This window comes from Capnocytophaga sp. oral taxon 878 (genome assembly GCF_002999135.1).
Lineage (GTDB): Bacteria > Bacteroidota > Bacteroidia > Flavobacteriales > Flavobacteriaceae > Capnocytophaga.
This window is the reverse complement of record NZ_CP027229.1, coordinates 777,963-803,699: the sequence shown is the minus strand read 5'-3', so window position 1 is coordinate 803,699 and position 25,737 is coordinate 777,963. Positions and strand designations below refer to the sequence as shown.

Sequence of the window (25,737 nt, the reverse complement as noted above, 5' to 3'; positions counted from 1 at the left end):
TAAGTTTAAACTTTTGGAGGGACAAAAGTACAAAACAATTATGAATTAACAAAGAACAATAAAGATTTTTTATTTAACTATAAAACAGTAAAAGTAGCTAAAAGTGTGAAACTGTTGGTTTTTGCTTTTCTCTGCTAAGGGTGGGGCATTGTTATAGATTAAGATTTACCATATTTTCTAAAGGCTTGAATGGTTTGGTAATAGCCGTATCCTATAAATATACGACCTATAAAAAGAAATAGGTATGACAAGCCAGACAACTTTAAAATGTTATTTTCATCTTTTTCAAAAGGTTTTAAATCAATAATATTTAGTGTATTTAGATATTGCTGAATAAATGAATCCCAATTTATTGCAAAAGGAAAACTACAAAAGCAAAGAATAGTTACATATAAACAACATAAAAATACAAAAAAAACTTTACTGAGCATTTCATTTATACTTCTTGCCTTGTTGATTATTACAAAAAATGAAACATAAATTAATAACACGCTAAGTAAATTATTAACTTTTCCTTCTATAAGTAAAATTATTGAATAAGTAATAAAGCCACTTAACATAGTAAATAAAAGCCCTTTACCCCAATCTGTACCATAATTATTTGAAAACTTATTAGCTAACAGTATAAATTTATCTAATGAAAAAGGTTTTAGTTCTTTTTCATAAACTAACATTTCTTTTTTTGAAAACTCTAAAGCTTCTATTCTATTATTTTGAGAGTAAAAATAGCTTTTAATGATACGATAAGTTTCACGCATTTTTTTATATATTGTAGGAATATTTTTAGTAGATTTAGACTCTTCTTCAGGATTTTCAAAATCATCTAAATACTTGGAAGAGGTAAAAATGTCTCCCTCTTCTAACTCAATATTCCAAAAATTAACTTTATCATTAAAATTGCTACGAGAAATATCTAAACTTCTTTTAAATACAGCGCTCTCAAAACCTATATATGAATTGCTATCTGTTCGACAATAAAGAAATTGGGCTTCTTCGTGAAAAACAGTATTAGAAAAAATAGCTTTATCAAGAAAAATTGTTGAATAAAATTGTTGTGCTTTATAGAATTTAACTAAATGAAAATCTACTAATTTTTCAAATTTAGTATTTGTGAAATTAGTCATATTTTCAAATACACTTTCACGGAATATTGCATTTTCTTCAAAAACTGCATCATTAAATGTGATACTAAAAAAAGAGTTTTCCTCATTCCTATCATTTTTATTCTCTATAAATTTAGGTGTATTCTCCAGTAAACCTTTTAATTTCACCACACTCTCTTCAATACATTTTTCTAACATATATGTATATTCATCATATTCAAGATCATTTTTTTTATGACTTCCAAATTCTACATTAGAAAAATTAGCTTCTCCTTCAAAAATAGCTCTTTCAAACCAAACTATCTTTTTAAAATTTGCATGTGAAAAATCAATACTTGATTTTAGATTAATATTTTCACAATAAAAATCTTCAAAAGAATGGATAAAAGAAAAATTATTTTTTACTCCTTCAAATACTGTATCAGAAAAGTCAGATTTTGAGCAAAAAAATGCTCCTCTAAAATTTGTTCTTTCTTTGAAAATACAATTTATAAACCCTACTCGTTCATTAAAAGCACATTTTGAAAAAGATACTTCTTTTTTAAAAATACATTTTTCAAAACCGACACAATCTTTAAAAGAAATATAATTAAACTTTACTGATTCATTGAAAGTAATATCTTTAAATATTAGGGGTTTTTGCCAATATTTTCCATTATTATATTCCAAATAATCATCTACAATGATTTTATAATCTTGATTTTGAAAATGGGATATTATTTCTAATATTATAATGATTGGATTAATTGTAGGAGTATCTGAAAAATTTCCAATCCATATTTCTGTTTTATCAATATCAGGATTATATTCTTTCTTTTTTATATATTTTTCTAAATCCATAATATAGTTTTTATTGTTAATGAAAAGTTCTAAAAAAATAGTAAAGTGTGATGGTTATTTAGTTTGTTTGTTATAAAAATCTTTCCAATAGGCTATTTCTTGCTGGATATAGTCTTCGGTGAGGTGCTGTAGGGCATAATTGTTCTTTTTGGAAGATTGTTCTAATATATAACTATAAGCTTCTTTGTCTGAATCTTTTACTAAATAGATGGTATTTAGAACGGAATCACATCCTACAAGGCAAATTTCATAGTTGGAGAGCTTCAATACCTCTGTAACATACTTATTTACACGCTCTAACCAAGGTGTGCTGGAAGGTATAGTCATTTTAGGGTCTTTGTAAATTCGGTTGTTTATCACTACAATTGCAGGGGCTAAAACAGTGGCATAAACGGCTCTTTGCTGATCCTTAGCAAGATTGCCTGTGCTTTTGATAAGAAGTACTTCATTATCAGATACTTTATGCACATAGTATTTGCCCATATTTTTGGATGTATCGGATTTTGAATCTTTTAGGTGGAAACCTATATAATTATCATCACGCTTTTTGTAAGTGCCTTCGGTAATAGTAAAGTTCCCTATGGCACATAGCCCTGAAGAATAGCTTTGGAAAGTGCCGTTAGGAGAGAGGGTAATACTACTTAAAAAACCTCCTTTTTGGAGGATGTAAAAGTCGGTTTGCTGTGGTGCTGTACCAAATATTCTGTTGATTTCCCACTGCTGATCAATAAGATTTTGGGCTGAAATAAGGCAGGTATAAAGAAAAACGAGAGAGGTTAAAAGTGTTTTCATTTTTGGAGTGTTTTTAGTTATAGGAGGCAAATGTACAAAATAATTTTTAATAATCAAGTTAGTTTTAAGGGAAGGTAAGTTAGGGTGTGCAAGCTCACAACTATCCTTCGTTTATAGTTCGTTTATCCTTCGTTATTCGTTCGTTCAGCTTAGGTTGATCTTAAACTGACCTTATGTTTGTTTGTTAAGATAGCTAGGGGGTAATGAAGGGGTAAGTGTATTGAAGGTGGGAATATGCTGTATTTAAGTTGGTTATAAAGTGATGGATTGGGGGTATAAAAAAGAGGCTTCGGTACAATTGCGAAGCCTCTGAAAGAATAGGAAAATAAAGATAGATTAATTGATAATCATATCATTATAGGGGATGCAGGTTTCATACCCCTTATTTTTGAAATAGGTTATTGTGTTTTGATGCTGGGAAATAGCCATTACAAAATCGCCACCCCAAGCGCCTAAACTCTTGATAGTGCCCTGAAAATCGGGAAAAAGCTGGTCTTTAACCGTTGGGAGACCTATATATTGGCTGATGAGAAGCTCATGCTGTTGTATAATAGCACTGAAATCGGCTATAGTTTGGCTTAAAATGAGCTGCTCGGTGAGTTGGGTAATGCTATCGGCTAATTTGCGTTTGCTTTTGGTTATTTTTCGGTAACGGGTGATGCCTTCTTTACTGTTTTGCTTTTGATTGAGATAGATGAAATGAATTTGCTCCTTATAAGGGAATTGAAATTGCAAAGGATAAGTGTGGGGTTTTTCGTGTTCTAAACGATATAATATAGGGGTAGAGTTTTGGGCGCAAGCGATATCATACCCACTGCCCCCGAAGCTTTTGAAAAGCAGCTGATAGGGATTCACTTTCGCCCATTGAGCGATGTTATTGATAAGGGTAGATGAGGTACCTAGCCCCCATAGGCGAGGAAATTCTAAAAAAGTTTGTACATAGCAGTGAGTGAGCTGTTTTTTAAAGTTGGGGTTAAGAGAGCAGGCTGCTTGTAGGATATTGAGCAGGGTATTCCAGACTTTATGATCGGTTTCGGTATGTAGGTGTTTGCTACTGAACCACAAGCAGTTATCATTATCATAGGCCTCCCACAAGAGCTGTTTGTCGGGGTGAGAAGATACTTTTAAGGATTGACCTTTTTGAGTGGGGAGAGCGAGGCTGAGAGCGCCATCAAGCACGGCATATTCACCAGTGATGAGTAATTTTCCGTTACTATGAAATTCTGAAATTTGTGTTACTTGCATATTTTTTTATATCTTTGCACTTTCAAAACACAAAAGTAAGAAATATTTATTTTTTAGCCTAATATTTTATGAAAGAAAAATTAGTAAGAGTAGGTATCAGCATTGGTGATATGAATGGGATAGGGCTGGAAGTTATCCTGAAAACCTTTGAAGACCACCAGATATTGGAGCTGTGTACCCCTATTATATTTGCATCGAATAAATTGGTTTCTTTTCAGCGGAAGCACTTCAATACTATGACTAATTTTCAAGGTATTGAGAGTGTAACAGCAGCGCTGGAAGGGAAACTAAATGTAGTGAACTGCTGGAAAGAAACCCCTACAGTGAATTTTGGGGAGGAAACAGAAGAAGGAGGTAACTTTGCTTTTCTGTCATTACAAGCAGCAGTGGAAGCCCTTAAAGCAGGAGATATTGATGTGCTAGTAACAGCCCCCATCAACAAAAATAATATACAAAGCAATGATTTTCATTTCCCAGGACATACTGATTACTTGGCCAAAGAATTGGAAGGTAATAGCCTGATGTTTTTGGTAAGTGAGGAACTAAAAGTAGGCTTAATGACTGATCACGTGCCGCTGAAAGAAGTATCAGCACTCATTACAGAAGAGCTTATTATTGAAAAAGCACGCTTGATGAATGAATCATTAGTAAAAGATTTCCGCTTACAACGTCCTAAAATAGCAGTACTGGGAATAAACCCACATTGCGGTGATAAGGGAGTAATAGGTAAAGAAGATGACGAGGTGTTACGCCCAGCCCTTAAAAAGCTTTATTTTGACGAGAATATTTTAGTATTTGGTCCGTTTGCAGCAGATAGTTTTTTTGGTTCACAGACCTATAGAAATTACGATGCTGTACTAGCACCTTATCACGACCAAGGGCTTATAGCTTTTAAAACTCTTGCTTTTGGCAGTGGAGTGAATTATACTGCGGGATTGAATAAAGTGCGCACATCACCAGACCACGGCACAGCTTACGAAATAGCTGGTAAGGGCATTGCAGACCCTGAATCATTTAGACATGCTATTTTTATGGCTATAGATGTATTTCGCAATAGAGAAGAATACGCTGAACTGACAAAAAATCCGTTGAAAGTACGTACTTTAGAGTTAGATAAAGACAGGTAAAGGGAAAGACTATGAATATTCAGAAATTAGGAGCTATAGATATAGGATCAAATGGGGTAAGACTTCTTATTTCCAACGTATTGGAAGAGCAAGGAGAAGCGCCTAAATTCACGAAAGCCAGCTTGGTGCGTGTACCTATTCGTTTGGGAGCAGATGTGTTTTTGGATGGACTTATTTCGGAAGAAAACTTAAACCGGTTATCAGAAACAATGCAAGCATTTAGCTTACTAATGAAAGTGAACCAAGTGCGAGCCTACCGAGCTTGTGCGACTTCGGCGATGCGAGAGGCTACCAATGGGCAGGCAGTAGCGGATGAAGTATTTAAACGTACAGGAGTGCGCATTGAGATTATAGACGGAGCAGAAGAAGCACGTATTATAGCCTCAACCGATATATCGAGCTTTATACAGAAAGATAAGGATTATTTGTATATAGACGTAGGAGGGGGTAGTACAGAATTCACTATATTCTCCAAAGGAAAAGAGAAAAAAGCACGTTCATTCCCGATAGGTACTGTGCGCTTATTAGACAATAAAGTAACTGAAGATACCTGGCACGAGGTGCAACATTGGATAGAAAAACACACCAAAGATTGTGAACATATTGAAGCAATAGGCTCGGGCGGGAACATTAATAAAATACATAAAAACTCTAACAGTAAAGATGGAGACCCGCTTACATACGAGTATCTTACTGACTATTATAATTATGTATCGGGGTATAGTTATGATGAAAGGATTAGACTTTTAGGATTTAATCCTGACCGTGCCGATGTAATTTTGTACGCCTTAACAGTATTCATAAATGCGATGAAATGGTCGGGAGCACAGAAAGTACACGTACCACGCATAGGTTTGGCCGACGGTATTATCAAAACGATTTACAACGAAGAAAATAAATGAAAACAAAAGACATTATAGCTATTGCCCTGCAAACTATCACCGAAGAGGCAAAAGCTGTAGCCCAGCTTACTAATTACATTGATGAGGATTTTACCCAAGCGGTACAATATATTCTTAACTCAAAAGGGCGCGTAGTGATTACAGGAATAGGTAAAAGTGCTATTATTGCAAACAAAATTGTAGCAACAATGAACTCAACCGGCACTCCTGCTATCTTTATGCATGCTGCCGATGCAATTCATGGTGACTTGGGTATTATACAAGAAGATGATGTAGTAATTTGCATTTCAAAAAGTGGTAATACCCCTGAAATAAAAGTGCTAGTACCCTTATTAAAACGCGGTAATAACAAGCTGATAGCTATCACCTCAAACAAAGGATCAGTACTAGCTCAACAAGCTGATTGTGTGCTATATGCGCACGTAGAAAAAGAGGCTTGCCCTAATAACTTAGCCCCTACCACTAGTACTACTGCTCAGTTAGTATTGGGTGATGCTTTAGCAGTTTGCTTATTAGAGATGAAACACTTTGGCAGTAGTGATTTTGCTAAATACCACCCAGGAGGAGCTTTAGGGAAACGTCTTTACCTAAAAGTAGGTGATATAGTGGTGAATAATCAAAAACCTGAAGTAAGCCCAGAGACTGATATTAAGCAGGTAATAATAGAAATTTCGGCAAAGATGTTGGGAGTAGCTGCTGTAATAGCTAATGATGAGATAGTAGGAGTAGTAACTGATGGAGATATACGGCGTATGCTAAGCAAAACAGATACTATAAAAGGGCTTACTGCAAAAGATATTATGAGTGTGAACCCAAAATCTATTGATTGGGATAGCCTAGCTATTGATGCCTTGCACCTGATGGAAAAGAATAAAATAACACAGCTGCTGGTAACCCAAAACGGAAAATATGCAGGCATCATTCACCTACATAACTTAGTGCAAGAAGGACTATTGTAATATATGGTGCCTATAGCAGAGATGCTATTGGCCTAAGAATAAAATAGGAGCTTTTAAAATGGTTATGATAAGTTAATTTTTCTGTATTTTGATATAAAAAATTTTCTAAATCAAAAAAAAGTACTACTTTTGCCGTACGAATATTAATATTTTATATTTTACAATGAAATACATTTGGTTTTTAGCCCTAACATTATCATTAGTGGCTTGTAAGAAAAAAGGAACTGAACTCACTGCTGAACAAAAAGAGGCAAAGTTACAAGCGCAATTGGATTCAATAGCCAATATAAAATTTGAAGAAGTAATAAAAGAAGAAGTTGATACATATCCAATCTTTAAGGGAGTATGTGATACAGCTACGACTAAATTAGCACAAAAAGAGTGCTTTGAGAAGACTTTTGTAGCTATGTTTCAGGAGCGCCTTAAAAAAGACCCTTATGAGGTGACAGAACCTGTTAGCGATAGTATTATTTTAAATGTAAAAGTAGATAATACTGGTAAAGTAGTACTTATTGATATGCAAGCCGATGAGCGTACTAAAGAACTACTTACTACTGAGAATGAAACTTTTGAAGATTCATTACGCGCTAATCTTTCAATGCTTTCTGAAAATGATGCTATAACCCCTGCTACTAAAAACGGTCAGAAAGTGAGTACCCAGTTTAGACTTCCGGTTAAAATTAACGTTAAATAAAGTTATCGGTAGTTTTGGAACGCATTATTTTGGGTATAGACCCGGGTACTACTATTATGGGATTTGGGCTGATAAAGGTAGAGAATAACCAAATGAAGCTATTGCAACTGAATGAATTACAGCTAAGCAAGTATAGTAATCATTATATGAAATTGGGGGTTATTTTCAATCGGACTTTAGAACTTATAGATACTTATCACCCTGATGAACTTGCTATTGAAGCTCCTTTTTTTGGTAAGAATGTACAATCGATGCTAAAATTAGGGCGTGCACAAGGAGTAGCTATGGCTGCAGGACTATCACGTGAAATACCTATTACTGAATATGAGCCTAAAAAAGTAAAAATGGCTATTACTGGTAATGGAGCAGCTTCAAAAGAACAAGTGGCAAAAATGCTACAACAGCTTTTAAACCTAAAAGAACTTCCTAAACATTTTGATGCTACTGATGGACTGGCTGTAGCTGTATGTCATTATTTTAACGGTGGTAGAGCTGAGAAACAACAGAGTTATAGTGGTTGGGATGCTTTTGTAAAACAAAACCAGCACCGTGTAGGTTAATCTTCATTATTTTGTACAGTTTATATATTCATATTCCTTTTTGCCGTAGGGCTTGTTACTATTGCGATTTTCATTTTTCTACAACCTTGAAACACAAAGCTAAAATGGTAACTGCAATCTGTAAGGAATTGGAATTACGGAAGGAGGAAGCTGAGGGAACTGAACTACAAACAATATATTTAGGAGGAGGAACCCCCAGCATACTTAGCAATGAGGAATTGGCAGCTATCTTCAATACTATTTACTTGCATTATAAAATAAGTTCTTTTGCTGAAATTACATTAGAAGCTAATCCTGATGATTTTTTTAGAGATACTACTCCAAAAGAACGATTGCTTGCCTTACAACAATTAGGTATAAATCGGCTTAGTTTGGGGGTACAATCATTTTTTGCGGAAGATTTACAATTAATGAACCGCATACATACTACTGAACAAATAGAGACTTTACTTCCGATTGCACTTCAGTATTTTGATAACATTACTATTGATTTAATTTACGGTATTCCTACAATGAGTAATGAGCGTTGGCAGAAAAATATTGATAAAGCATTAGATTTTGGGATACCTCATATTTCGGCTTATGCTCTTACTGTAGAAGAAAAAACAGCTTTGCATAAGTTTATTGCTACAGGTAAAATACCACCTATAAATGATAACTTAGCTTATGATCATTTTATAACGCTTATTGATAAGCTAGAGACTAAGAAATTTGTACAATATGAGTTTTCTAACTTTGGAAAAGAAGGTTACTTTAGTAAGAATAATACAGCTTATTGGTTTGGCAAACCCTATATGGGAATAGGCCCCTCGGCACATAGTTTTAATGGTAAAGAACGTAGTTGGAATATAGCAAATAATATTAAATACTTACAACAAATACTACAAGAAGGTAAATTACCCCAAGAAAAAGAAATACTTAGCATTAATAATCGTTATAATGAGCTTATTATTACCCGTATTCGGACTATGATAGGTATTAATATAGATGAGGTAGCACTCAATTTTGGGAAGGAATACAAAAATTATTTATTACAACAAGCACAAAAATACCTTGAAGAAGAAATGTTATTAATAGAATCTAATCACCTGAAAGTAAGTAAGAAAGGGAAGTTTTTATCAGATGGTATTGCGGCCGATTTATTTAGGGTAGATTAGAAAAATTGTAAAATGCTAATTGACATACTTGCTAATTAGAAAATATTTTGTATTTTTGCCCCCGATTTGGTGTAACCTCTGGCGAGAGTCGTGTATGTTACCCATTGATAACATAATTTATTTTTATATTTTTATGGAACCACTATTAAAGTACGTACAAGACAACTTTATCGAGAAAAAAGATTTCCCTGAGTTTTCAGCAGGTGATACTATCACCGTTTACTACGAAATTAAAGAGGGTGATAAGAAACGTACTCAGTTTTTTAAAGGTGTTGTAATACAACGTAAAGGTCATGGTGTAACCGCTACTTTTACCATTCGTAAAATGTCGGGTACTATAGGGGTAGAACGTATTTTCCCTATTAATATGCCTGCCCTTCAGAAAATTGAAGTGAACAAGAGAGGTAAAGTACGACGTGCTCGCATTTACTATTTTAGAGGACTTACAGGTAAAAAAGCCCGTATTAAAGAAGTTCGCTAAGCTGTTAATGAACAACATAAAAGCAAAGAGAGAAGCACGTTTTCCTCTTTGCTTTTTTTATTACTAAAATCTAACACCTAAAATTTAATATTTAAAAAGAATTGTACGCAATACTGGACATAGAAACTACAGGCGGTAAATACGATGAAGAAGGTATTACTGAAATTGCGATCTATCAATTTGATGGACATGAAGTAACTGATCAAGTTATATCACTTGTAAATCCGGAACGCCCTATACAAGATTTTGTTACTAAACTGACTGGTATTAATAACAAAATGCTACACAACGCTCCTAAATTCTATGAACTTGCTAAACGAATTGTTGAAATTACTACTGATTGTATTATTGTAGGTCATAATGCAGCTTTTGATTACCGTATTTTGCAAACTGAGTTTCGACGTTTAGGATATGATTATGTACGTACTACTCTATGTACTGTTGAGCTAGCCCAGTTACTTATTCCTGAACAAGAGTCGTATAGTCTGGGTAAGTTGGTACGTTCTTTAGGCATTCCTATGAGTGAGCGGCATCGTGCTTCTGGAGATGCCTTGGCTACCTTGAACCTATTTAAATACTTATTAGAAAAAGACACTAAAAAAACAATTATTACTACTTTTGTTAAAAATGATGTTCGCCTTGAAATGGCTTCACGTCATCTGAAAATATTGGATGAATTGCCTGAAAAGTTAGGTGTTTTTTATATGTATAATGAGGAAGGAAAGATTATTTATATAGGGAAGCACAAAAGTATTAAACAACGTGTGAACCAGCTATTCACTTCAACTTCCAAACGTGACAGATACTTGCAACGCCATACTTATAAAGTTACTTATGAGGCTACAGGTAATGAACTGATAGCAATATTAAAAGAGCGAGAGGTAATACAGCTGAATCTTCCAAAATGCAATAATCTCAGTTTGCATAACAAAACTAATATACATTACATACTTACTTCTTTTTTTAATCAAGCAGGGTACCTTTGTTTTGCTATACAACTTATTGAAACTCAAAATAGAATTATAACTACCTTTGAAACTCAAACCCAAGCAAAGGCTTTTTTATGCAAAATAGAAAAAGAATTTCAGCTTAATGAGGCAAACTTCAATAGTGAACCTCCAGAAACTTATAATATTCGTGCTCAGCAAGTGCTTACAAAATATGGACTTTTCAAACAAAACCTTGCTATAGTAGATAAAGGTAGAAAAGTAGGTGAAAAAAGTATTATTTTGATAGTAAATGGAGAAATTAAAGGTTATGGATTTTTCAATCTAAACTATCAACTTACTCAACTATCAATACTGCAAAATATAGTTACTCCCTTACCTAATACATTGGCTAACCAACATACCTTACATACTTACTTACGCCAACATTCACAGTTAAAAATAATAAATCTTGACGAACAAAAACCTTTTCATAATGAATAAAATAACATCTTTTACCCTACTTAGTATTGTTACTTTTTTTACTGCGTGTCAAAATACTGACAGTAAGCTTAGTCACACTGAAATCAATGAAACAGCTCAAATTATAGCTAAGCTAACCGATTCTATAGAAAGCCTTACAGCACAACGTGATGAGGCTTTAAATTTCAGCTTAGAAACTAATGAGTTATCGCAACAGTATTTTGAAGATTTAAAAGTTAATAATCCTTCACAAATAGTTCTCAATGCCCTAATGGAACTGAATGTGAAAGATAAAAACCCTTATATTACAGCTGAAACTAATGGTAAATTTCTTATTAACAAAATTAGGATTTTGAATGAAAGATGGGTAATTTGTGAATTTACTGACAGTGAGATTTGGGGTGATTTACTTTTAGAATACCACATTGATGGGAATCTCTCACCTAGTTTCAAAGTATTAGACGAAATTATTCATCCAAAGAATTAGAAATAAATAATATTAGTATCAAATGAGCAATTAATTGGATTGCTCATTTTTTATTAGTGCCTGATAAATTTTAAAAGCTTTTTTGAATCTCATAAAAAAAGATCTAAAACGTATGTTAGAAGAAGATCAAAATAGACCTTCTATTAGTTCCTTTGTGTTATACAAACTATTGCTTATAATATGGAAGCTGTTTAAACTTTTTCCTATAATAAAATAAAAGTTCCCGAAAATTAGTAATTTTGTGTTTGAGAAAAAAAGAACACCAAAATTCAGGAACTTTGGGCAAAGATACAATAAATAATTGGATTATTCCCTTTTTAAGTGTAGGAAAAAGAGGATTTAAAAGTAATTTTGATTTGGCTACAATATTTTTATTGATTCTCAAGAGGTTAAAAACAGGGGTGCAATGGAGAGAACTTCCAATTGAAAGCTATTTTGAAAAAGGTGAAATCTCTTGGCAAAATGTCTATTACTACTTCAATAAATGGAGTAAAGATAGTAGTTTTCAGCAAGTATGCTTGAATCTATTAAGTAAGAAGAAAAGAAAGTTAGATATGTCTTGCGTTCAATTGGATGGTAGTCATACACGTTGTCGTCAAAAAGGAGCGTCAGCAGGTTATCAAGCAAGGAAAAAAGCTGTAACCACCAATAGTATTTTTTTGTGTGATAATAAAGGGCAAATGATAGCAATGGGAAGTCCTAAAGCTGGAAATCACAATGACTTATATGAAATAGAAGAAGTACTAAAAGAAATCTTAGCTTTATTAGAAGAAGCAGGAATAGAATACAAAGGTCTGTTTCTCAATGCTGATGCAGGATTTGATAGCAAATCTCTTAGAGAGTTTTTAGAAAGCAAAGAAATTATAGCAAACATTAAACCTAATCCTCGAAATGGAGAGCAACCAGATGTTTATTTTGATGAAGAATTGTACAAAAATAGGTTTAAAATTGAACAAGTAAATGGTTGGCTTGACGGATATAAAGGTTTGATAATGAGATACGAGTATCTTGATGTAAGTTGGATTGGAATGCTTTTATTAGGGTTTATCTCCAAGTTCCTAAAAAAAGTTTAAACACGTTTATGAAATAATTATGAAGTATATATATTTATTAAGTTTAATTACCTTATTATACTCTTGTAACATAATAAAAACGAGTAACTGTAGCCCTTATAACATCATTGAGATTACTAATTGGGGGACAAATGAAATAGACAAAAAGAATTTTATTTTATATGAATATGATACACTTAATGTCTTTCTAAAGACAATAGATATAAATGAAATAAGGGTATACAATAAAACAACTAATCCTGACTATTATGGATCGATGAGAATCTTTTTAAAGACATCTTTATGTCCTGATAAGAGTTATAAATTAATTATATCAGACTCTTTGCAATACAATATTCAAGAAATGGATATGATTAGTTTTTATAAAAGGGCGATGTTATCAAAAGTTCATTATAGGGGTATTAAATCATATAAGGTAAATAATATTAAACTTTCTCCGAAGGAAGCTCATGTTATTTATTTTGATAAAGATTTAGCCATTCCTTACAATAAAGAATAACAGTTACAAATATGAAGCATAGATATTAACTGTAAAACATATTGCTCTTAAAAGTAAAAGAATTATTGTAAAAACATTCGCACAAGCTTAGCATTAGTTCTATATATTTGGTGATTTTCTATAAATAGTACTCTTACTTATGATGATAAAGGCAAAACGTTTTTCTCAACTACTTGAAGGTAGTTTTGAATTAGTAAATTAGCCAATAGACTAATAAATCAATAAAAAATCCCCGTGCAGTACCTACTGCACGGGGATTTTTATTAGAGGTAAAGGAATAGATATTTATTCCTTTTTCTTAATAATAAGCAAACATTCATTTTGTCCTATGAGTACAGGAGTATTTTTAATTCCTAGTAATTGTACAGGCAAAGCATATACTTCATTGTTACTGAAATTAATATCTTTTAGAACCAATGCAACCCTTGATTCTCTTTCTCCCTCGTCAAAAATTACATTTTCATAAATATTGTACTTTGCAGGGGGTAATAATTGGTAATTAGTACCAAACTGTGTATTATAAGCTGTTAGCAGTTCTTCATTCCCTGAGATAAGAGGCAAAGCTATTATCTTTTTTGAAGGATATAACAATTTTACCTTTAGATTGTCAATGACATTTTCTTCAGTAGCTTTTACCTCCAAAGTAAGTGCTCTATTTACATCTAAATAAGCGCGTTGTTCACCTCCTAATGGGGGTTGGATACTATCGTCTTTCCATTCTTCTTGGCAAGCCATAAGGCTTAATAAACCAAGTATTAAAAATATTTTTCTCATTGTAGTCTTCTTTTAATCTGTGAAATACTAAAATACTAAAACAGTATATTTACATTAAGTCCGTAGCTTCTTAAGCTAGGTAACATAAAAAGATCATAACCAGAACGAGCCTCAGCCGATGGTATTATTTCAGGGTCAAAAGGAGCTTTGTTATATAACATAAGTAGATTATTACCTACTAATGATATATTAAACTCCTCTAATCCTTTTAAACGCTTTGTGTTTAATTTATAAGTAAGAGAAACTTCTTGCAAACGTACATTGGAAGCACTGTATAAGTAATCACTGTTAAGTGCTGAAAATCCTTGTCCGGCATCACGCACTACTCCCGAAGCTTTTGATACCCCATATTGGTCAAGGTACCTTTCAGTATCCGATAGTACTTTGCCACCCAACCGAGCACTTACTAAAGCATCAAGAGTTAATGTACGCCAACTGATATTTCCATTTAAACCTAATAACCATTTAGGGTTGTTATCAAACTCAAGACTATTAGGATAATTATGGACACTACGTTGATTGTAAGCTGCTACTAAACCTATTTTATTCATAATGTATTCATTATTATTAATATAGGTGTTAAGTAAATAACTTAGTTTCATTTCAACTCCTTTATTTTCTACTTTTCCTGCTTGTGTCCACTGTTGGGTATAATGAGCAGTGCTTAGTGGGGTTATTACCAACTGGTTGTTAGTAAGACTCCGGTAAAAAGTAGTATCAAAAAGAAGATGTTTGTTAAACCAACGAGTTCTAAAACCTACTTCACAAAGCTGGGTCTGTTCTCTTTGTAATTCTTGAGGTAAATACACTTGTTTTCCCCAGCCTTTGTAGTGAATAGGTGCAGCAATTTGGCTATAATTAGCTATCATATCCAAGCTACTTAGGGCTGTAGTACTATCCAAAACAAAAACAAATAAGTGATTCAAAAAAGCGTGTACTCCTACCGAATAGCTTATTATAGGGGCATTGTTTTGGTAAATAAGTTGTGAAGGAAAATCAGAACGTACAGTAGCTGTAAGGGAATGATAATTCCACTTCAATTCTCCTTGCATAAAAGCAGCAAAGTTTTGATATAAATTATCATTAGTGTTGTTTGTAGCTATGCTTTCAGTATGATTTATATTACTATAATCAAACTGATTAGGTTGTAGTAAGTTACCACTATAGCTTTCCCATAAATGTTTGTACTGTTCATGTGATACCCCTCCTAACAAATTAAAATGAAAAGAGTTTTTAAAAGCCCAAATGTGTCCTCTGTACTGAGCTATAGCATCAGCATATATGTGCTTTAAATTGCCATTACTAGTGCCATAATATCCATTTATGCCAGCATAAGAGGGTAAAGTAGATGCAAAACGTTTATCTTCTCCTTTCCACTGAGTTTTATCAGCTTTTATACTTGTTGATATATCAAAATTATCACCTGTCTTATAAGTAAGTTTTACTGATGCCATCATACGGTCTTTGCTATTGTGTCGCAAATTTCGGTAGGCTATCCAATAAGGGTTTTGAATACCAGCCCCCATATCTGTAGGATTATGAGTAGTACCTGCACCCGCATACCAATACTGTTTAGCATAACCTAAAGCAGAATCATAACGCTCAAAAGCTTCCTCCTGAGCAAATTGTTCTCCTCTCGGGTACAAGTATAAACCTACAATAGGGTTGAACTCCAGTCCGTCAGCTTTTTGGTTGCGTTCATACCCTTTGGTATAAGCAGTAGTAATATCTAAAAATAAGTCATCAATTAAAAACTTTCCTACACTGTGGTAAAACAGATTGTAACGGTTATATACGCTATTAGGTAGTACCCCTTGTGTACGCAGTGATGAAGCTGAAAGATAAGTATGGTCATCACTATTTCCTGTCCTATAGCTAATAGTGTTTTGAGCAACATAACCTGTTCTGAAGAAACTATTTATCTTATGTTGTGAAGGAGTACTCATTTTATTACCCCATGAAGTGTATTGCCCTATAGCATTACTATAGGTATCTTGAAATTCAGGAAGAAATAGTGGATTATTAAATGTAAGTGATGATGATATTTGTATTCTATTACCATACCCATCTTTACCATTTTTGGTGTTGATAAGCATAACCCCATTGGCAGCACTTGCTCCATATAGGGATGCCCCAGCTCCTGAAAGCACTGATACACTTTTAATATCATCAGGATTTAGATCTGAAGGGTTATAGGTAGGCATTCCATCAATTACATATAGTACATTATTATTACCTAATATTGATTGCTCACCTCGTAACACTGCCCTTACCTCGCCTATCCCTGTAGCAGGGATTTGTATCTGTAATCCAGCTACTTTATTACTCAATCTACTAATAACATTGGTTTGTTTTACCCTGTTAAGGTCTATTTGTTCTACTTGAGATAGCTGATAAGGCAAGCTTTCTTTTATGTGTTTTATTCCTAAAGCAATTGGAGTTTTTACTACAGTAAAAATGGGGTGAGAACAAATATAATCGCTCTCTTTTAGCTTTATATATAGATTTTTTTGTTTACCTACAAGTACGCTTTCATTTCTATACCCAAGATAGCTAAATTCTAACATACTTCCTACTCTTGTACTGATTTCATATTTACCATCAATATCAGTTTGAGTACCCATAGTAGTACCTTTAATAAGTACTGCTACTCCAAATAGAGGTAGTCCTTTTTCATCAGTTACTACCCCTTTAATTGTTCTTACTTGCGCCATTACTGTTCCTAAAAATAAGAGTAGTAGGCATACTGTGAGTTGTATTTTCTGTTTCATAGCGTTAAGTATATCAAATACACACCGCAAAGATAGAAAAAAAATCTCAATAAACAATAAATAAGAATAAAAAAATATTAGTATCTATTAAAATTAAAGGATTAGTTGTAAAGTTTAGCCAGATACTAATAATTTTCAACGTAATCAACTTAAGCAAATGTTATACATAGTGTACAACAAAAATCTTCTATCAATATTGTTTAGAAGTAATAAGCAAAACCTATATTCATATAGGTAGGATACATATTATAAAGGTAATGGTTTTGAAGTATTTTTAAAAATATTGTTTATTCCATAGGATAGTTCGGTATTGATGTTGAAATGTTTTAAAGCTTCCAAGCACCTCCTATCATTGTGCTCCAATGCCAATGGCGGAGATGATTGCTAAAATCATAAGAGGCTATCTGTTCGTTAGTAAAGCTCACTTTCTCACTAATAGAATTACCTTCTCGTAAATAACCTTCGGTTACATAGCCTGAGAAATTGCCGTCCATACGATAAGAAAGAAATGTGCCTAAGCGCAGTTTCCAACGGTTTGTAAAGCGATGATTTACAGCTATAGGTAGGGTGACGAATGAAACTTTTATAGATAGTATGTACATCACCCGTCCAATAGCTCACCACGTGATTGCCTTGTACTATAATTTTTATTCTATACTTCTTTATTACTGCTTTTAGTTCGTATTCCTAACTTTTTTCTTCCGATTGAACAAGTATTCAGTAAGTTTATTTTGAACGTATAACAAACTGCTGAATAGTATTAAACATAGAACTAATACAGTTTTACAAAACGAGAGACAGGACTGTAATGTTCAAAATGTTTAAAAGTTTCATCTTTATGAGTCTTGAGTTAAATAGATTGCAGAAATATCAAGTAATTAGTAAATTATCAAATTGTTTTTGTTTGTTAAAACAAAAACAAATAGAAAAAACGCTATCATTTTTTGTTCATTATTTGTTAAAATTAACTAAGTTACTCATTTATAGTATTTTATTTTATTACATCTATTGTTTTTACCCCAAAATTAGCCACAAATTTGGTAGTAATTGACCTGTTTTTGATAGTGCTTTGCTTTCTTTTGCCCTACCTTTGCCACCGAAAATTAATTGTAAAAAACACCAATATGATGAGTAGAAAAATAAACAAACGCATTTTGCTATCGCTTTTGCTCTGTAACTTTTCTGGTGCTCTTTTCGCCCAAGAGGTAAAAGGAGTGGTAAAAGCAAAAGCCGATAACAGCCCTATGATGGGTGTAACGGTGATGGTGAAAAACAAAACAGTAGGCGCTTCTACTGATTTTGACGGGAATTATACCCTTCATCCCGTCGCTGCCACCGATAGTTTGGTCTTTTCATACATTGGCTACAAAACCCAAACCGTAGCTGTGAAAGGACGCAAGAATATAAGTATAACCTTAGAAGAAGAAGTAACTGCCTTAGAAGGGGTTACCATATCGGTAGGGTATCGCGCTGAACGCAAAACCGACCTTACAGGGGCAGTATCGGTAGTAAAGGTAAACGAAATGATGTCTACCTCCGAGAACAACCCTATGAAAGCCCTACAAGGTCGTGTAGCAGGGATGCAAGTAACTGATAATGGTGGTCCTGCAGGGAAAGCAACCATTCGTATTCGCGGTATCGGTACGCTCAACAACAACGACCCTCTTTATATTATTGATGGAGTACCTACCCAAGGCGGTATGCACGAGCTGAACTCTAACGATATTGAGAGCATACAAGTGTTGCGAGATGCTTCGGCTGCTAGTATCTACGGGTCGCGTGCTGCCAATGGGGTTATCGTGATTACCACTAAAAAAGGTAAGAAAGGTGTGCTAAAAGTAGATTTCGACCATTATACTACTGTATCGATGTTCCACTCACGTATGAAAATGCTCAATGCTAATGAGTACGCACAAGTGCTTTGGAAAGCGGCGGTGAATCGTGGCAACAACCCTAACCAAAACCCATTAGGCATTCACTATGATTACACTACCGATGCCAATGGACATGCTACCCTCAACAATTTGTACTACCCCCGCGAGTATTTTGACAAAACAGGTAGCCCTATGTTACCTTCTAATACCGATTGGTTCAAAGAAATCACCCGTATGGGGGTAACCGAATCGTACAACCTTTCAGTTACTAATGGTACTGAAAAAGGGAATTACTTCCTCTCTTTGGGCTATTACAACAACGATGGTATGGTAAAGAATACTGATTTCTCTCGTCTTTCAGCTCGTATCAATACTGATTACAAGCTCTTTGGCGATGTGGTAACCATAGGTGAAAATTTCACTGTAAACCGTACCAGCGAGGTAGAACAACCGCACCAAATCACCGAATCGGCAATGATAGCGGTACCTTTCATTCCAGTACGCACTACCGATGGCAAACACTGGGGCGGACCTGTAAACGGATTGCCCGACCGTCAGAACCCTGCACGCCTTGTAGCCGATAATAAAGATAATCGCTACAACTATTGGCGTATGTTTGGAAATGCCTTTGTGAATATCCAGCCTATCAAAGGATTGAATGTGCGTTCTAACTTTGGTATAGACTATGGCAACTTCTACAAACGTGTGCTCAACCGCTCGTATGTTTCAGGATTTATGGAAGAAGGCAAAGAAAAAACTTTCTCTCAACTCGAGCAAGCCCACTGGACAAAATGGAACTGGGCTAATACTGCTACTTACGACTTTGAACTCGGCAAGAGTCGTTTTGAAACCCTTGCAGGGATGGAAATGTACTCAGAGAACGACCTTAATTTCGCTATCAAAGGGAATAACCTCGCGGTAGAAACACCTGAATATATGTGGCCTTCATTGGCAACTGGGGGTGTGAGTGGTAGTGGTTCAACTACGGGCTACAAGTTGCTTTCTTTCTTCGGAAAAATCAACTATGCTTTCGATAATAAATACCTCGCTTCAGTAACCCTCCGCCACGATGGTTCTTCACGTTTTGCCAAAGATAATCGCTGGGGTACTTTCCCTGCGTTCAACTTAGGATGGCGCATCTCTCAAGAGTCCTTTATGGAGAAAATCAACCATACTGTTTCCGACCTCAAATTGCGTTTCGGTTGGGGACAAAACGGTAACCAAGATATCAACAACTACGCTATCTACGACATCTTCGACCCTTACTATGGCGTAACAGGCGACTTTATATGGAACGGTATCTGGAAAACCTCTTACGACCTCGACGGTAAGGGCTCAGGACAATTAGCTTCAGGATTCCGTCGTACACGTCTTGGTAACAAAAACCTCAAATGGGAAACCACTACCCAAACTAACTTTGGTATCGATTTCGGTTTCTTCGATAATAGCTTGTATGGCTCAGCTGAATACTATATCAAGAAAACTAAAGACATCTTAGTAGAACCTCCTTATGCAGGTATTAAAGGAGAAGGTGCTTACCAATGGGTAAACGGTGCTGCTGTTGAGAATAAAGGTTTAGAAGTATCAGTAGGTTATCGCAATGAAACTAAAGGCGGACTCAAATATGATATCAACGCCAATGTCGCTACTAATAAGAATAAAATCACAGAGCTCCCTACTTCAGTAATCAACTCTTATGGTGGTAATGGTAAATGGGACAATGGTTTAGGTCGCCCTATAGGCTCTAACAACTTCTATGGCTATGTAGCCGATGGCATTTTTAAAACTCAAGAAGAAGTAGATCATCATCCTATACAAAACGGTAAAGGTATTGGTCGTATCCGCTACCGCGATTTGAACAACGATGGCAAAATCGATGAAGACGATCGCACTTGGATAGGCAATCCACAACCCGATTTTATCTATGGTCTTAACCTCAATTTGGAGTATAAAAACTTCGATTTCACTGCTTTCTTCCAAGGCGTACAGAATGTAGATGTAGTGTCTAACGTAAAACGCCACACTGATTTTTGGAGTGTACAAGATACTTATGGTAACAAAGGTCGCCGTTTGCTCGATGCTTTCGACCCCGTTACCAACCCTGATTCTGATATTCCAAGTGTATCAAGCGTAGACGACAACAACGAAGGACGTATGTCTACTTACTATGTAGAAAATGGTTCATACCTCAAACTTCGCAATGTACAATTGGGCTATACCTTGCCTAAAGAACTATCTGAAAGGATAAAACTCAGTAAGTTGCGCTTGTATGTAAGCGGTCAGAACCTATGGACACTCAAAAGCAAATCGTTCACTGGTAAAGACCCTGAAAATCCTAACTACGGCTATCCTATCCCAATCACCTTTACGATGGGACTCAATGCTAGTTTTTAGCCCACTAAAAATAACAGACAAATGAAAAAGATAATATATACCACCGCGATATGTGCAGCGCTTTTTACAACAAGCTGCAGTTTTTTAGACGATAATCCACAAGGGATTATGAGCGAAAAAGAGGCAATCTCTAAAGCCGATGGACTTGCAACCGCTGCCTATGCTGCTTTAGGTAACGACCACTACGATACACCGTTTAGCCTTTGGATATATGGCAACGTACGTGCTGACGATGCCTATAAAGGTGGTCAGGATGTGAGTGACATTCAAGTGTTTCACTTCTACGAAATAGCTCAAAATATCGACCCTACTTATGCGGAAGCTGATAAGTTCTGGTTTATGTGTTACCAAGCTGTTTCGCGTACCAATACCGCATTGAAAGCATTACAACAAGCATCGGATGCCGAAGTGCCTAACCGTCAATCACGTATAGGCGAAATGTACTTCTTGCGTGGACACTTTTACTTTATTCTTAAAAACGTGTTTGGGCATATTCCGTTTGTAGATGAGAATACTCCCGATGCCGATTACGAAACTACCCCTAACACCTTACCTAACGACGAGCAATGGCAAAAAATAGCTGCCGATTTCAAAAAAGCCTACGACCTATTGCCTGCTACTCAAGCACAAAAAGGGAGAGCAACCAAAGCAGCTGCAGCGGCTTACCTCGCTAAAACTTACTTGTACAAAGCCTATCGCCAAAGTGAAAACAATAGTGTAACCGGTATCAACAGCCAAGATTTACAAGAAGTGCTTACTTATACCAGCGCTGTGTTAGGCTCTACTTATGGTTTGGAAGAAGATTTTGCTTTCAACTTCCTACCTGGGGGCTATGAAAATGGTAAAGAGTCGCTTTTTGCGGTACAATATTCAGTAGACGATGGTACTCAATACGGAAGCCTCAACTGGGGTGATCAGCTTTCTACTCCACAAAAATTAGGCTGCTGCGACTTCCACAAGCCAAGTCAGAATTTGGTAAATGCCTTCAAAACAGTGAATGGATTGCCCGATTTTGATAACTTCAACAACAACGATTACAATGCGGCTAACGATAAAGCCGACCCTCGTTTGTTCCACACCGTTGCCTTACCTGGCTTGCCTTATAAGTACAACACCGAGTTGATTTACAAGAACGACTGGAATCGCAATAGCAATGTGTATGGCTTCTATGCTTCACTCAAAGAAAATGTAGACCCTTCTTGCTCTTGCTTCCGCAATATCAACCCTTTCCGCGCTAACTCTAAGAACCGTATCGTAATACGTTATGCCGATGTACTCCTAATGCGCGCTGAAGCCCTTATCGAGCTCAATCGTAGCAACGAAGCCTTGCCACTTATCAACCAAGTGCGCCAACGTGCCAAACAAAGTACTTCTATGATTCCTTATGCTACCAATGCTAATATTGCCCTATACCAAGATGGCGTAAATATCACTTGGAATCAAGAAAACGCGCGCAAAGCACTCCGTTGGGAACGCCGTTTAGAATTTGCTATGGAAGGCTCTCGTTTCTTCGACCTCGTGCGTTGGGGTATCGCCGACCAAGTGCTCAACGACTATTTTACTAAAGAGAAAACACGTCGCCCAGCAATATTCAGCAGTGCTTATTTCACTAAAAACAAGAATGAGTACATCCCTATTCCACAAAACCAAATAGGGTACGTAAAAGGTATTTACAAACAAAATGCAGGATTCTAATATGAAAACAACAGTACACAAACTCGCCCTCGGTATGGCAGCTTTGCTCGGCTTGTTTAGCTGCGACGAGAAACACGAAGGCGAACTCATCAACGATAAAGAGGCTAAAATCAATGCCTTCCAAGCCAATGGTATCGATGGAATCATCGACGAGGAGAAACAAACCATTACCGTTTACGCTCCTTGGTCGGCTACGCTTACCAATATGTCCACCTCCCTTAGCTTGCCCGAGGGAGCTACCTCAGTGCCTAAAGGTGCTACAGGAGTAGATTTGAGTAAAGGTGCCAAGTACCGCATCTTTAATGGTAACCTCTATTGGGATTATACTGTTACCGCTCAGTACCCTAAGATAGAGAACTTTGTAATCGGAAAATACAAAGCTACTATCGACCACAATACAGGTAAAATAAGTGTGAAATACCCCAAAGGAGAAGCAGTAACTGCGCTAACTCCTACTTTTAGCACTACCCCTAATGCTACCGTAAGCCCTGCTTCGGGAGTTGCCCAAAACTTCACTCAAAGCGTTACTTACACTATGAATTACCGCGGTGAGAGTTTTGCGTATAACGTAGAGATTATACCTACCAACTTTGCGCCTATTGCCTTTGTAGGTACAGCTAAGAGTGCTTCTGCTATCGCCAATGAAGATGAGAAAGCTGCTTACACTTGGCTTGCCGAAAACTATGACACCGCCAAATATATCTCGTTTAGTGACATCAAAGAAGGCAAGGTTAATCTCAACGATTATAAGGTGATTTGGTGGCATTGGGATAACAACAAAGAGTTGCCCGCTGAAGCCAAAGCAGATGCCGTTGTGAACAAGATGAAACAATTCTATGCTGCTGGAGGTTCGTTCTTATTGTCTTCTTGGGCTGTACAGTACGTAGTTGATTTAGGTATCGCCTTAGACGGCAAAGTGGTAAACAATATGTGGGGAGAAGGCAACAGTCCATTTGCAATTGGTGATGACTGGGGTATTTGCTATAAAGGCAACGAAAGCCACCCCCTTTTCAAAGGATTGAATAAGAAAACAGGAACTAACGATGTCGCCTTCTTACTCTCTAGAGGGGTAAAAGCCAAAGCACATAACGCCTTATGGAACTTTGAGTGGGGTGATTATGCCAATAATGTAGCAGGCTGGCAAACTGCCAGTGGTGCTAAGTTATTAGCAAGTTTCCACTGGAATGATGCTATGAACCGCGCAGCAATTTTTGAATATACCAAACGAGGTAATGCAGGTCGCACCATTTGTATAGGCATTGAAGGCTACGACTGGTATAACGAAGATAATTCCCCTGCTAATACCTATAAAAGTAATATCGAATTACTTACTGCCAACGCCTTAGAATATTTAGCAAACTAATAAATAGAAATGATGAAAAGAACACTTATATTAGCGCTTTGCGCTACCGCCCTAATAGCTTGTGAAAAAAAAGAATATTGTAGTAACGACCCTAATGCGGCTCCCGATGCCGCTACTTGTTATGCCGTACAAGATTACGGTCGTACTTATAAACATTTCTTCCAGCCCAAAAATGCGTGGGTAGGCGACCCTATGCCGTTCTACGATAACGGTAAGTTCCATATCTTCTACCTCTACGACCAACGTCCAGCACCTGCAACCTTCCACCCTTGGTACAGTGCCACCACTACCGATTTGGTGAATTATACTGATAACGGTGAAGCAATTGCTTGTGGTGCTGATGGTTCACACGAAGATGCCCTCGGTACAGGTGCAATATTCAAAGATGGGAATACCTATTACGCCTTCTATACAGGGCATAACGGTGATTTAGACCCAAAAGAAATCATCTATTGGGCTACTTCTACTGACCTGAAAACGTGGACAAAGGATACCCAGCACTCTTTCCGCGCCCCCGATGGCTACGACCGTAATGAGTTCCGCGACCCTATTGTCTTCAAAGAAGGAAATACCTACAAGATGCTCCTCAGCACTCGTGCCGATATAGGAGCAGGTGTGTGGAAAGCTGTCGTAGCCCAATTCACCTCTACCGACCTTAAGAATTGGACGAAAGACCCGAATACTCCTTTCTTTTATACTGACCCTTCTGCCTTTATGGTAGAATGCCCCGATGTGTTTACACAAGGAAACTACCAATACTTGATATTCTCCAACATCGAAGAAAGCGTGCGCCGTGTGCAATACAGATACCGCCGTGTAGGAAGCACCGATTGGATTACCCCTGCACAACAAGACTTAGACGACCGTGTGTTCTATGCCGGAAAAACCGCTACCGACGGCACTCACCGCTATATATGGGGGTGGAATCCGTCACGTATCAACTACGAAGATAATGCTGCCTACCACTGGGGAGGCTCTTTGGCTGTGCACGAGCTTACTCAAAATGCCGACGGTACCCTTAACGTGAAAATGCCTACCGCTTTCGATAGCAAGCAAGCCATATCCGCTTCACTTGGCAATATAGCTTTAGACAACAATAATCGTGTGTTCGACCGTCTTGGCACTGGGTTTAACAAAATAGTTGCCAAAATCAAAGCCAATACCGCTACCGAGTTCGGAGTGATGTTGGGCGCTTGTGGTAACCTTTATGAAACCTACCGCGTAACGCTCAATCTCAACAAAGGAGAGTTGCAACTCAACCGCGTGATTAGAGACGGAGGCTCTGCTACCATTAATAGCATAAAACTCCCCGTGAATGCTAACAAGGAATACACGGTGAAAATAGTGCAAGAAGGCTCGGCTGCAGCAATCTATGTAAACGATGCAGTAGCTCTTTCTATCCGTTGCTATAAGATGAACCAAAATCCTTGGGGCATTTTTGCTAACGGAACAGCCAACTTCCAATTCTAAAAATTGAAGAAATCGCAACGTTTCCTAAAATTCATTGCGAAATTCTTAAGTATAGCTTAAGTGGACTC

Annotated in this window: 21 protein-coding genes; 15 read left to right on the top strand and 6 right to left on the bottom strand. The window is 36.3% G+C overall.

From position 1 onward, the window contains the following. Window positions 1-158 precede the first annotated feature (158 nt). From C4H12_RS03575 to C4H12_RS03565, 3 genes are all read right to left on the bottom strand, one after another. Window positions 159-1,943, bottom strand: coding sequence for a pentapeptide repeat-containing protein (locus C4H12_RS03575; protein ID WP_106097706.1), 1,785 nt, complete (start codon window positions 1,941-1,943; stop codon window positions 159-161). Window positions 1,944-1,997: 54 nt separating this feature from the next. Continuing rightward, window positions 1,998-2,735 carry a hypothetical protein gene (locus C4H12_RS03570; RefSeq protein WP_129588201.1) on the bottom strand — a complete coding sequence of 246 codons (738 nt, stop codon included), beginning with the start codon at window positions 2,733-2,735 and terminating at the stop codon, window positions 1,998-2,000. Between the two features lie 336 nt (window positions 2,736-3,071). Beyond that, entirely contained in the window at window positions 3,072-3,980 is a 909-nt protein-coding gene (locus C4H12_RS03565) for a GYDIA family GHMP kinase (RefSeq protein WP_106097704.1), read from the bottom strand. Between the two features lie 68 nt (window positions 3,981-4,048). Here C4H12_RS03565 and pdxA point away from each other — a divergent pair, with 68 nt between their 5' ends. The 11 genes from pdxA to C4H12_RS03510 all read left to right on the top strand — a co-directional run bounded on the left by pdxA (window position 4,049) and on the right by C4H12_RS03510 (window position 13,328). After that, the gene (gene pdxA / locus C4H12_RS03560) at window positions 4,049-5,107 is read left to right on the top strand and encodes a 4-hydroxythreonine-4-phosphate dehydrogenase PdxA (RefSeq protein WP_106097703.1); all 1,059 of its coding nucleotides are present in this window, start codon (window positions 4,049-4,051) and stop codon (window positions 5,105-5,107) included. An 11-nt stretch (window positions 5,108-5,118) separates the two neighbouring features. Then, the gene (locus C4H12_RS03555; RefSeq protein WP_106097702.1) at window positions 5,119-6,009 is read left to right on the top strand and encodes a Ppx/GppA phosphatase family protein; all 891 of its coding nucleotides are present in this window, start codon (window positions 5,119-5,121) and stop codon (window positions 6,007-6,009) included. After that, the gene (locus C4H12_RS03550; RefSeq protein ID WP_106097701.1) at window positions 6,006-6,968 is read left to right on the top strand and encodes an SIS domain-containing protein; all 963 of its coding nucleotides are present in this window, start codon (window positions 6,006-6,008) and stop codon (window positions 6,966-6,968) included. Before C4H12_RS03555 ends, C4H12_RS03550 begins: the two co-directional genes overlap by 4 nt. A gap of 163 nt (window positions 6,969-7,131) precedes the next feature. After that, on the top strand, window positions 7,132-7,662 hold the full coding sequence (locus C4H12_RS03545; protein WP_106097700.1) for a hypothetical protein: 531 nt from the start codon (window positions 7,132-7,134) through the stop codon (window positions 7,660-7,662). A 14-nt stretch (window positions 7,663-7,676) separates the two neighbouring features. After that, complete coding sequence (gene ruvC, locus C4H12_RS03540) at window positions 7,677-8,222, top strand: crossover junction endodeoxyribonuclease RuvC (RefSeq protein ID WP_106097699.1); 546 nt, start codon at window positions 7,677-7,679, stop codon at window positions 8,220-8,222. 11 nt (window positions 8,223-8,233) lie between these two features. Continuing rightward, entirely contained in the window at window positions 8,234-9,379 is a 1,146-nt protein-coding gene (hemW, locus tag C4H12_RS03535) for a radical SAM family heme chaperone HemW (protein WP_106097698.1), read from the top strand. Between the two features lie 133 nt (window positions 9,380-9,512). Further along, window positions 9,513-9,860, top strand: coding sequence for a 50S ribosomal protein L19 (gene rplS / locus C4H12_RS03530; RefSeq protein WP_106099415.1), 348 nt, complete (start codon window positions 9,513-9,515; stop codon window positions 9,858-9,860). 101 nt (window positions 9,861-9,961) lie between these two features. Continuing rightward, window positions 9,962-11,290: an exonuclease domain-containing protein gene (locus C4H12_RS03525; RefSeq protein ID WP_106097697.1), complete on the top strand. Its 1,329-nt coding sequence runs from the start codon at window positions 9,962-9,964 to the stop codon at window positions 11,288-11,290. Next, window positions 11,283-11,756, top strand: a complete 474-nt coding sequence (locus C4H12_RS03520) for a hypothetical protein (RefSeq protein WP_106097696.1) — start codon at window positions 11,283-11,285, stop codon at window positions 11,754-11,756. The genes C4H12_RS03525 and C4H12_RS03520 overlap by 8 nt, the downstream gene beginning before the upstream one ends. A gap of 245 nt (window positions 11,757-12,001) precedes the next feature. Next, window positions 12,002-12,829, top strand: coding sequence for a transposase (locus tag C4H12_RS03515; RefSeq protein ID WP_254424804.1), 828 nt, complete (start codon window positions 12,002-12,004; stop codon window positions 12,827-12,829). A 19-nt stretch (window positions 12,830-12,848) separates the two neighbouring features. Then, window positions 12,849-13,328, top strand: coding sequence for a hypothetical protein (locus tag C4H12_RS03510; protein ID WP_106097694.1), 480 nt, complete (start codon window positions 12,849-12,851; stop codon window positions 13,326-13,328). 285 nt (window positions 13,329-13,613) lie between these two features. Here C4H12_RS03510 and C4H12_RS03505 read toward each other — a convergent pair whose 3' ends face one another. The 3 genes from C4H12_RS03505 to C4H12_RS13810 form a co-directional block, all read right to left on the bottom strand. Beyond that, window positions 13,614-14,102: a DUF1735 domain-containing protein gene (locus tag C4H12_RS03505; protein WP_106097693.1), complete on the bottom strand. Its 489-nt coding sequence runs from the start codon at window positions 14,100-14,102 to the stop codon at window positions 13,614-13,616. Window positions 14,103-14,137: 35 nt separating this feature from the next. Further along, the gene (locus tag C4H12_RS03500; protein WP_106097692.1) at window positions 14,138-16,873 is read right to left on the bottom strand and encodes a carboxypeptidase-like regulatory domain-containing protein; all 2,736 of its coding nucleotides are present in this window, start codon (window positions 16,871-16,873) and stop codon (window positions 14,138-14,140) included. A gap of 326 nt (window positions 16,874-17,199) precedes the next feature. Next, the gene (locus tag C4H12_RS13810; protein WP_254424803.1) at window positions 17,200-17,475 is read right to left on the bottom strand and encodes an outer membrane beta-barrel protein; all 276 of its coding nucleotides are present in this window, start codon (window positions 17,473-17,475) and stop codon (window positions 17,200-17,202) included. Window positions 17,476-17,997: 522 nt separating this feature from the next. On the opposite strand from C4H12_RS13810, the gene C4H12_RS03490 reads away from it, so the two are divergent. The 4 genes from C4H12_RS03490 to C4H12_RS03475 are packed head-to-tail and all read left to right on the top strand — an operon-like array spanning window position 17,998 to window position 25,669. Then, window positions 17,998-21,141, top strand: a complete 3,144-nt coding sequence (locus tag C4H12_RS03490) for a TonB-dependent receptor (RefSeq protein ID WP_106097691.1) — start codon at window positions 17,998-18,000, stop codon at window positions 21,139-21,141. Between the two features lie 21 nt (window positions 21,142-21,162). Continuing rightward, window positions 21,163-22,836 carry a RagB/SusD family nutrient uptake outer membrane protein gene (locus tag C4H12_RS03485; RefSeq protein WP_096088742.1) on the top strand — a complete coding sequence of 558 codons (1,674 nt, stop codon included), beginning with the start codon at window positions 21,163-21,165 and terminating at the stop codon, window positions 22,834-22,836. After that, on the top strand, window positions 22,823-24,199 hold the full coding sequence (locus C4H12_RS03480; RefSeq protein WP_106097690.1) for a DUF4960 domain-containing protein: 1,377 nt from the start codon (window positions 22,823-22,825) through the stop codon (window positions 24,197-24,199). Before C4H12_RS03485 ends, C4H12_RS03480 begins: the two co-directional genes overlap by 14 nt. Window positions 24,200-24,211: 12 nt before the next feature. Continuing rightward, window positions 24,212-25,669 (top strand): glycoside hydrolase family 32 protein, encoded by a 1,458-nt coding sequence (locus C4H12_RS03475; protein WP_174688428.1) that lies wholly within the window; start codon window positions 24,212-24,214, stop codon window positions 25,667-25,669. Window positions 25,670-25,737: the final 68 nt, after the last annotated feature.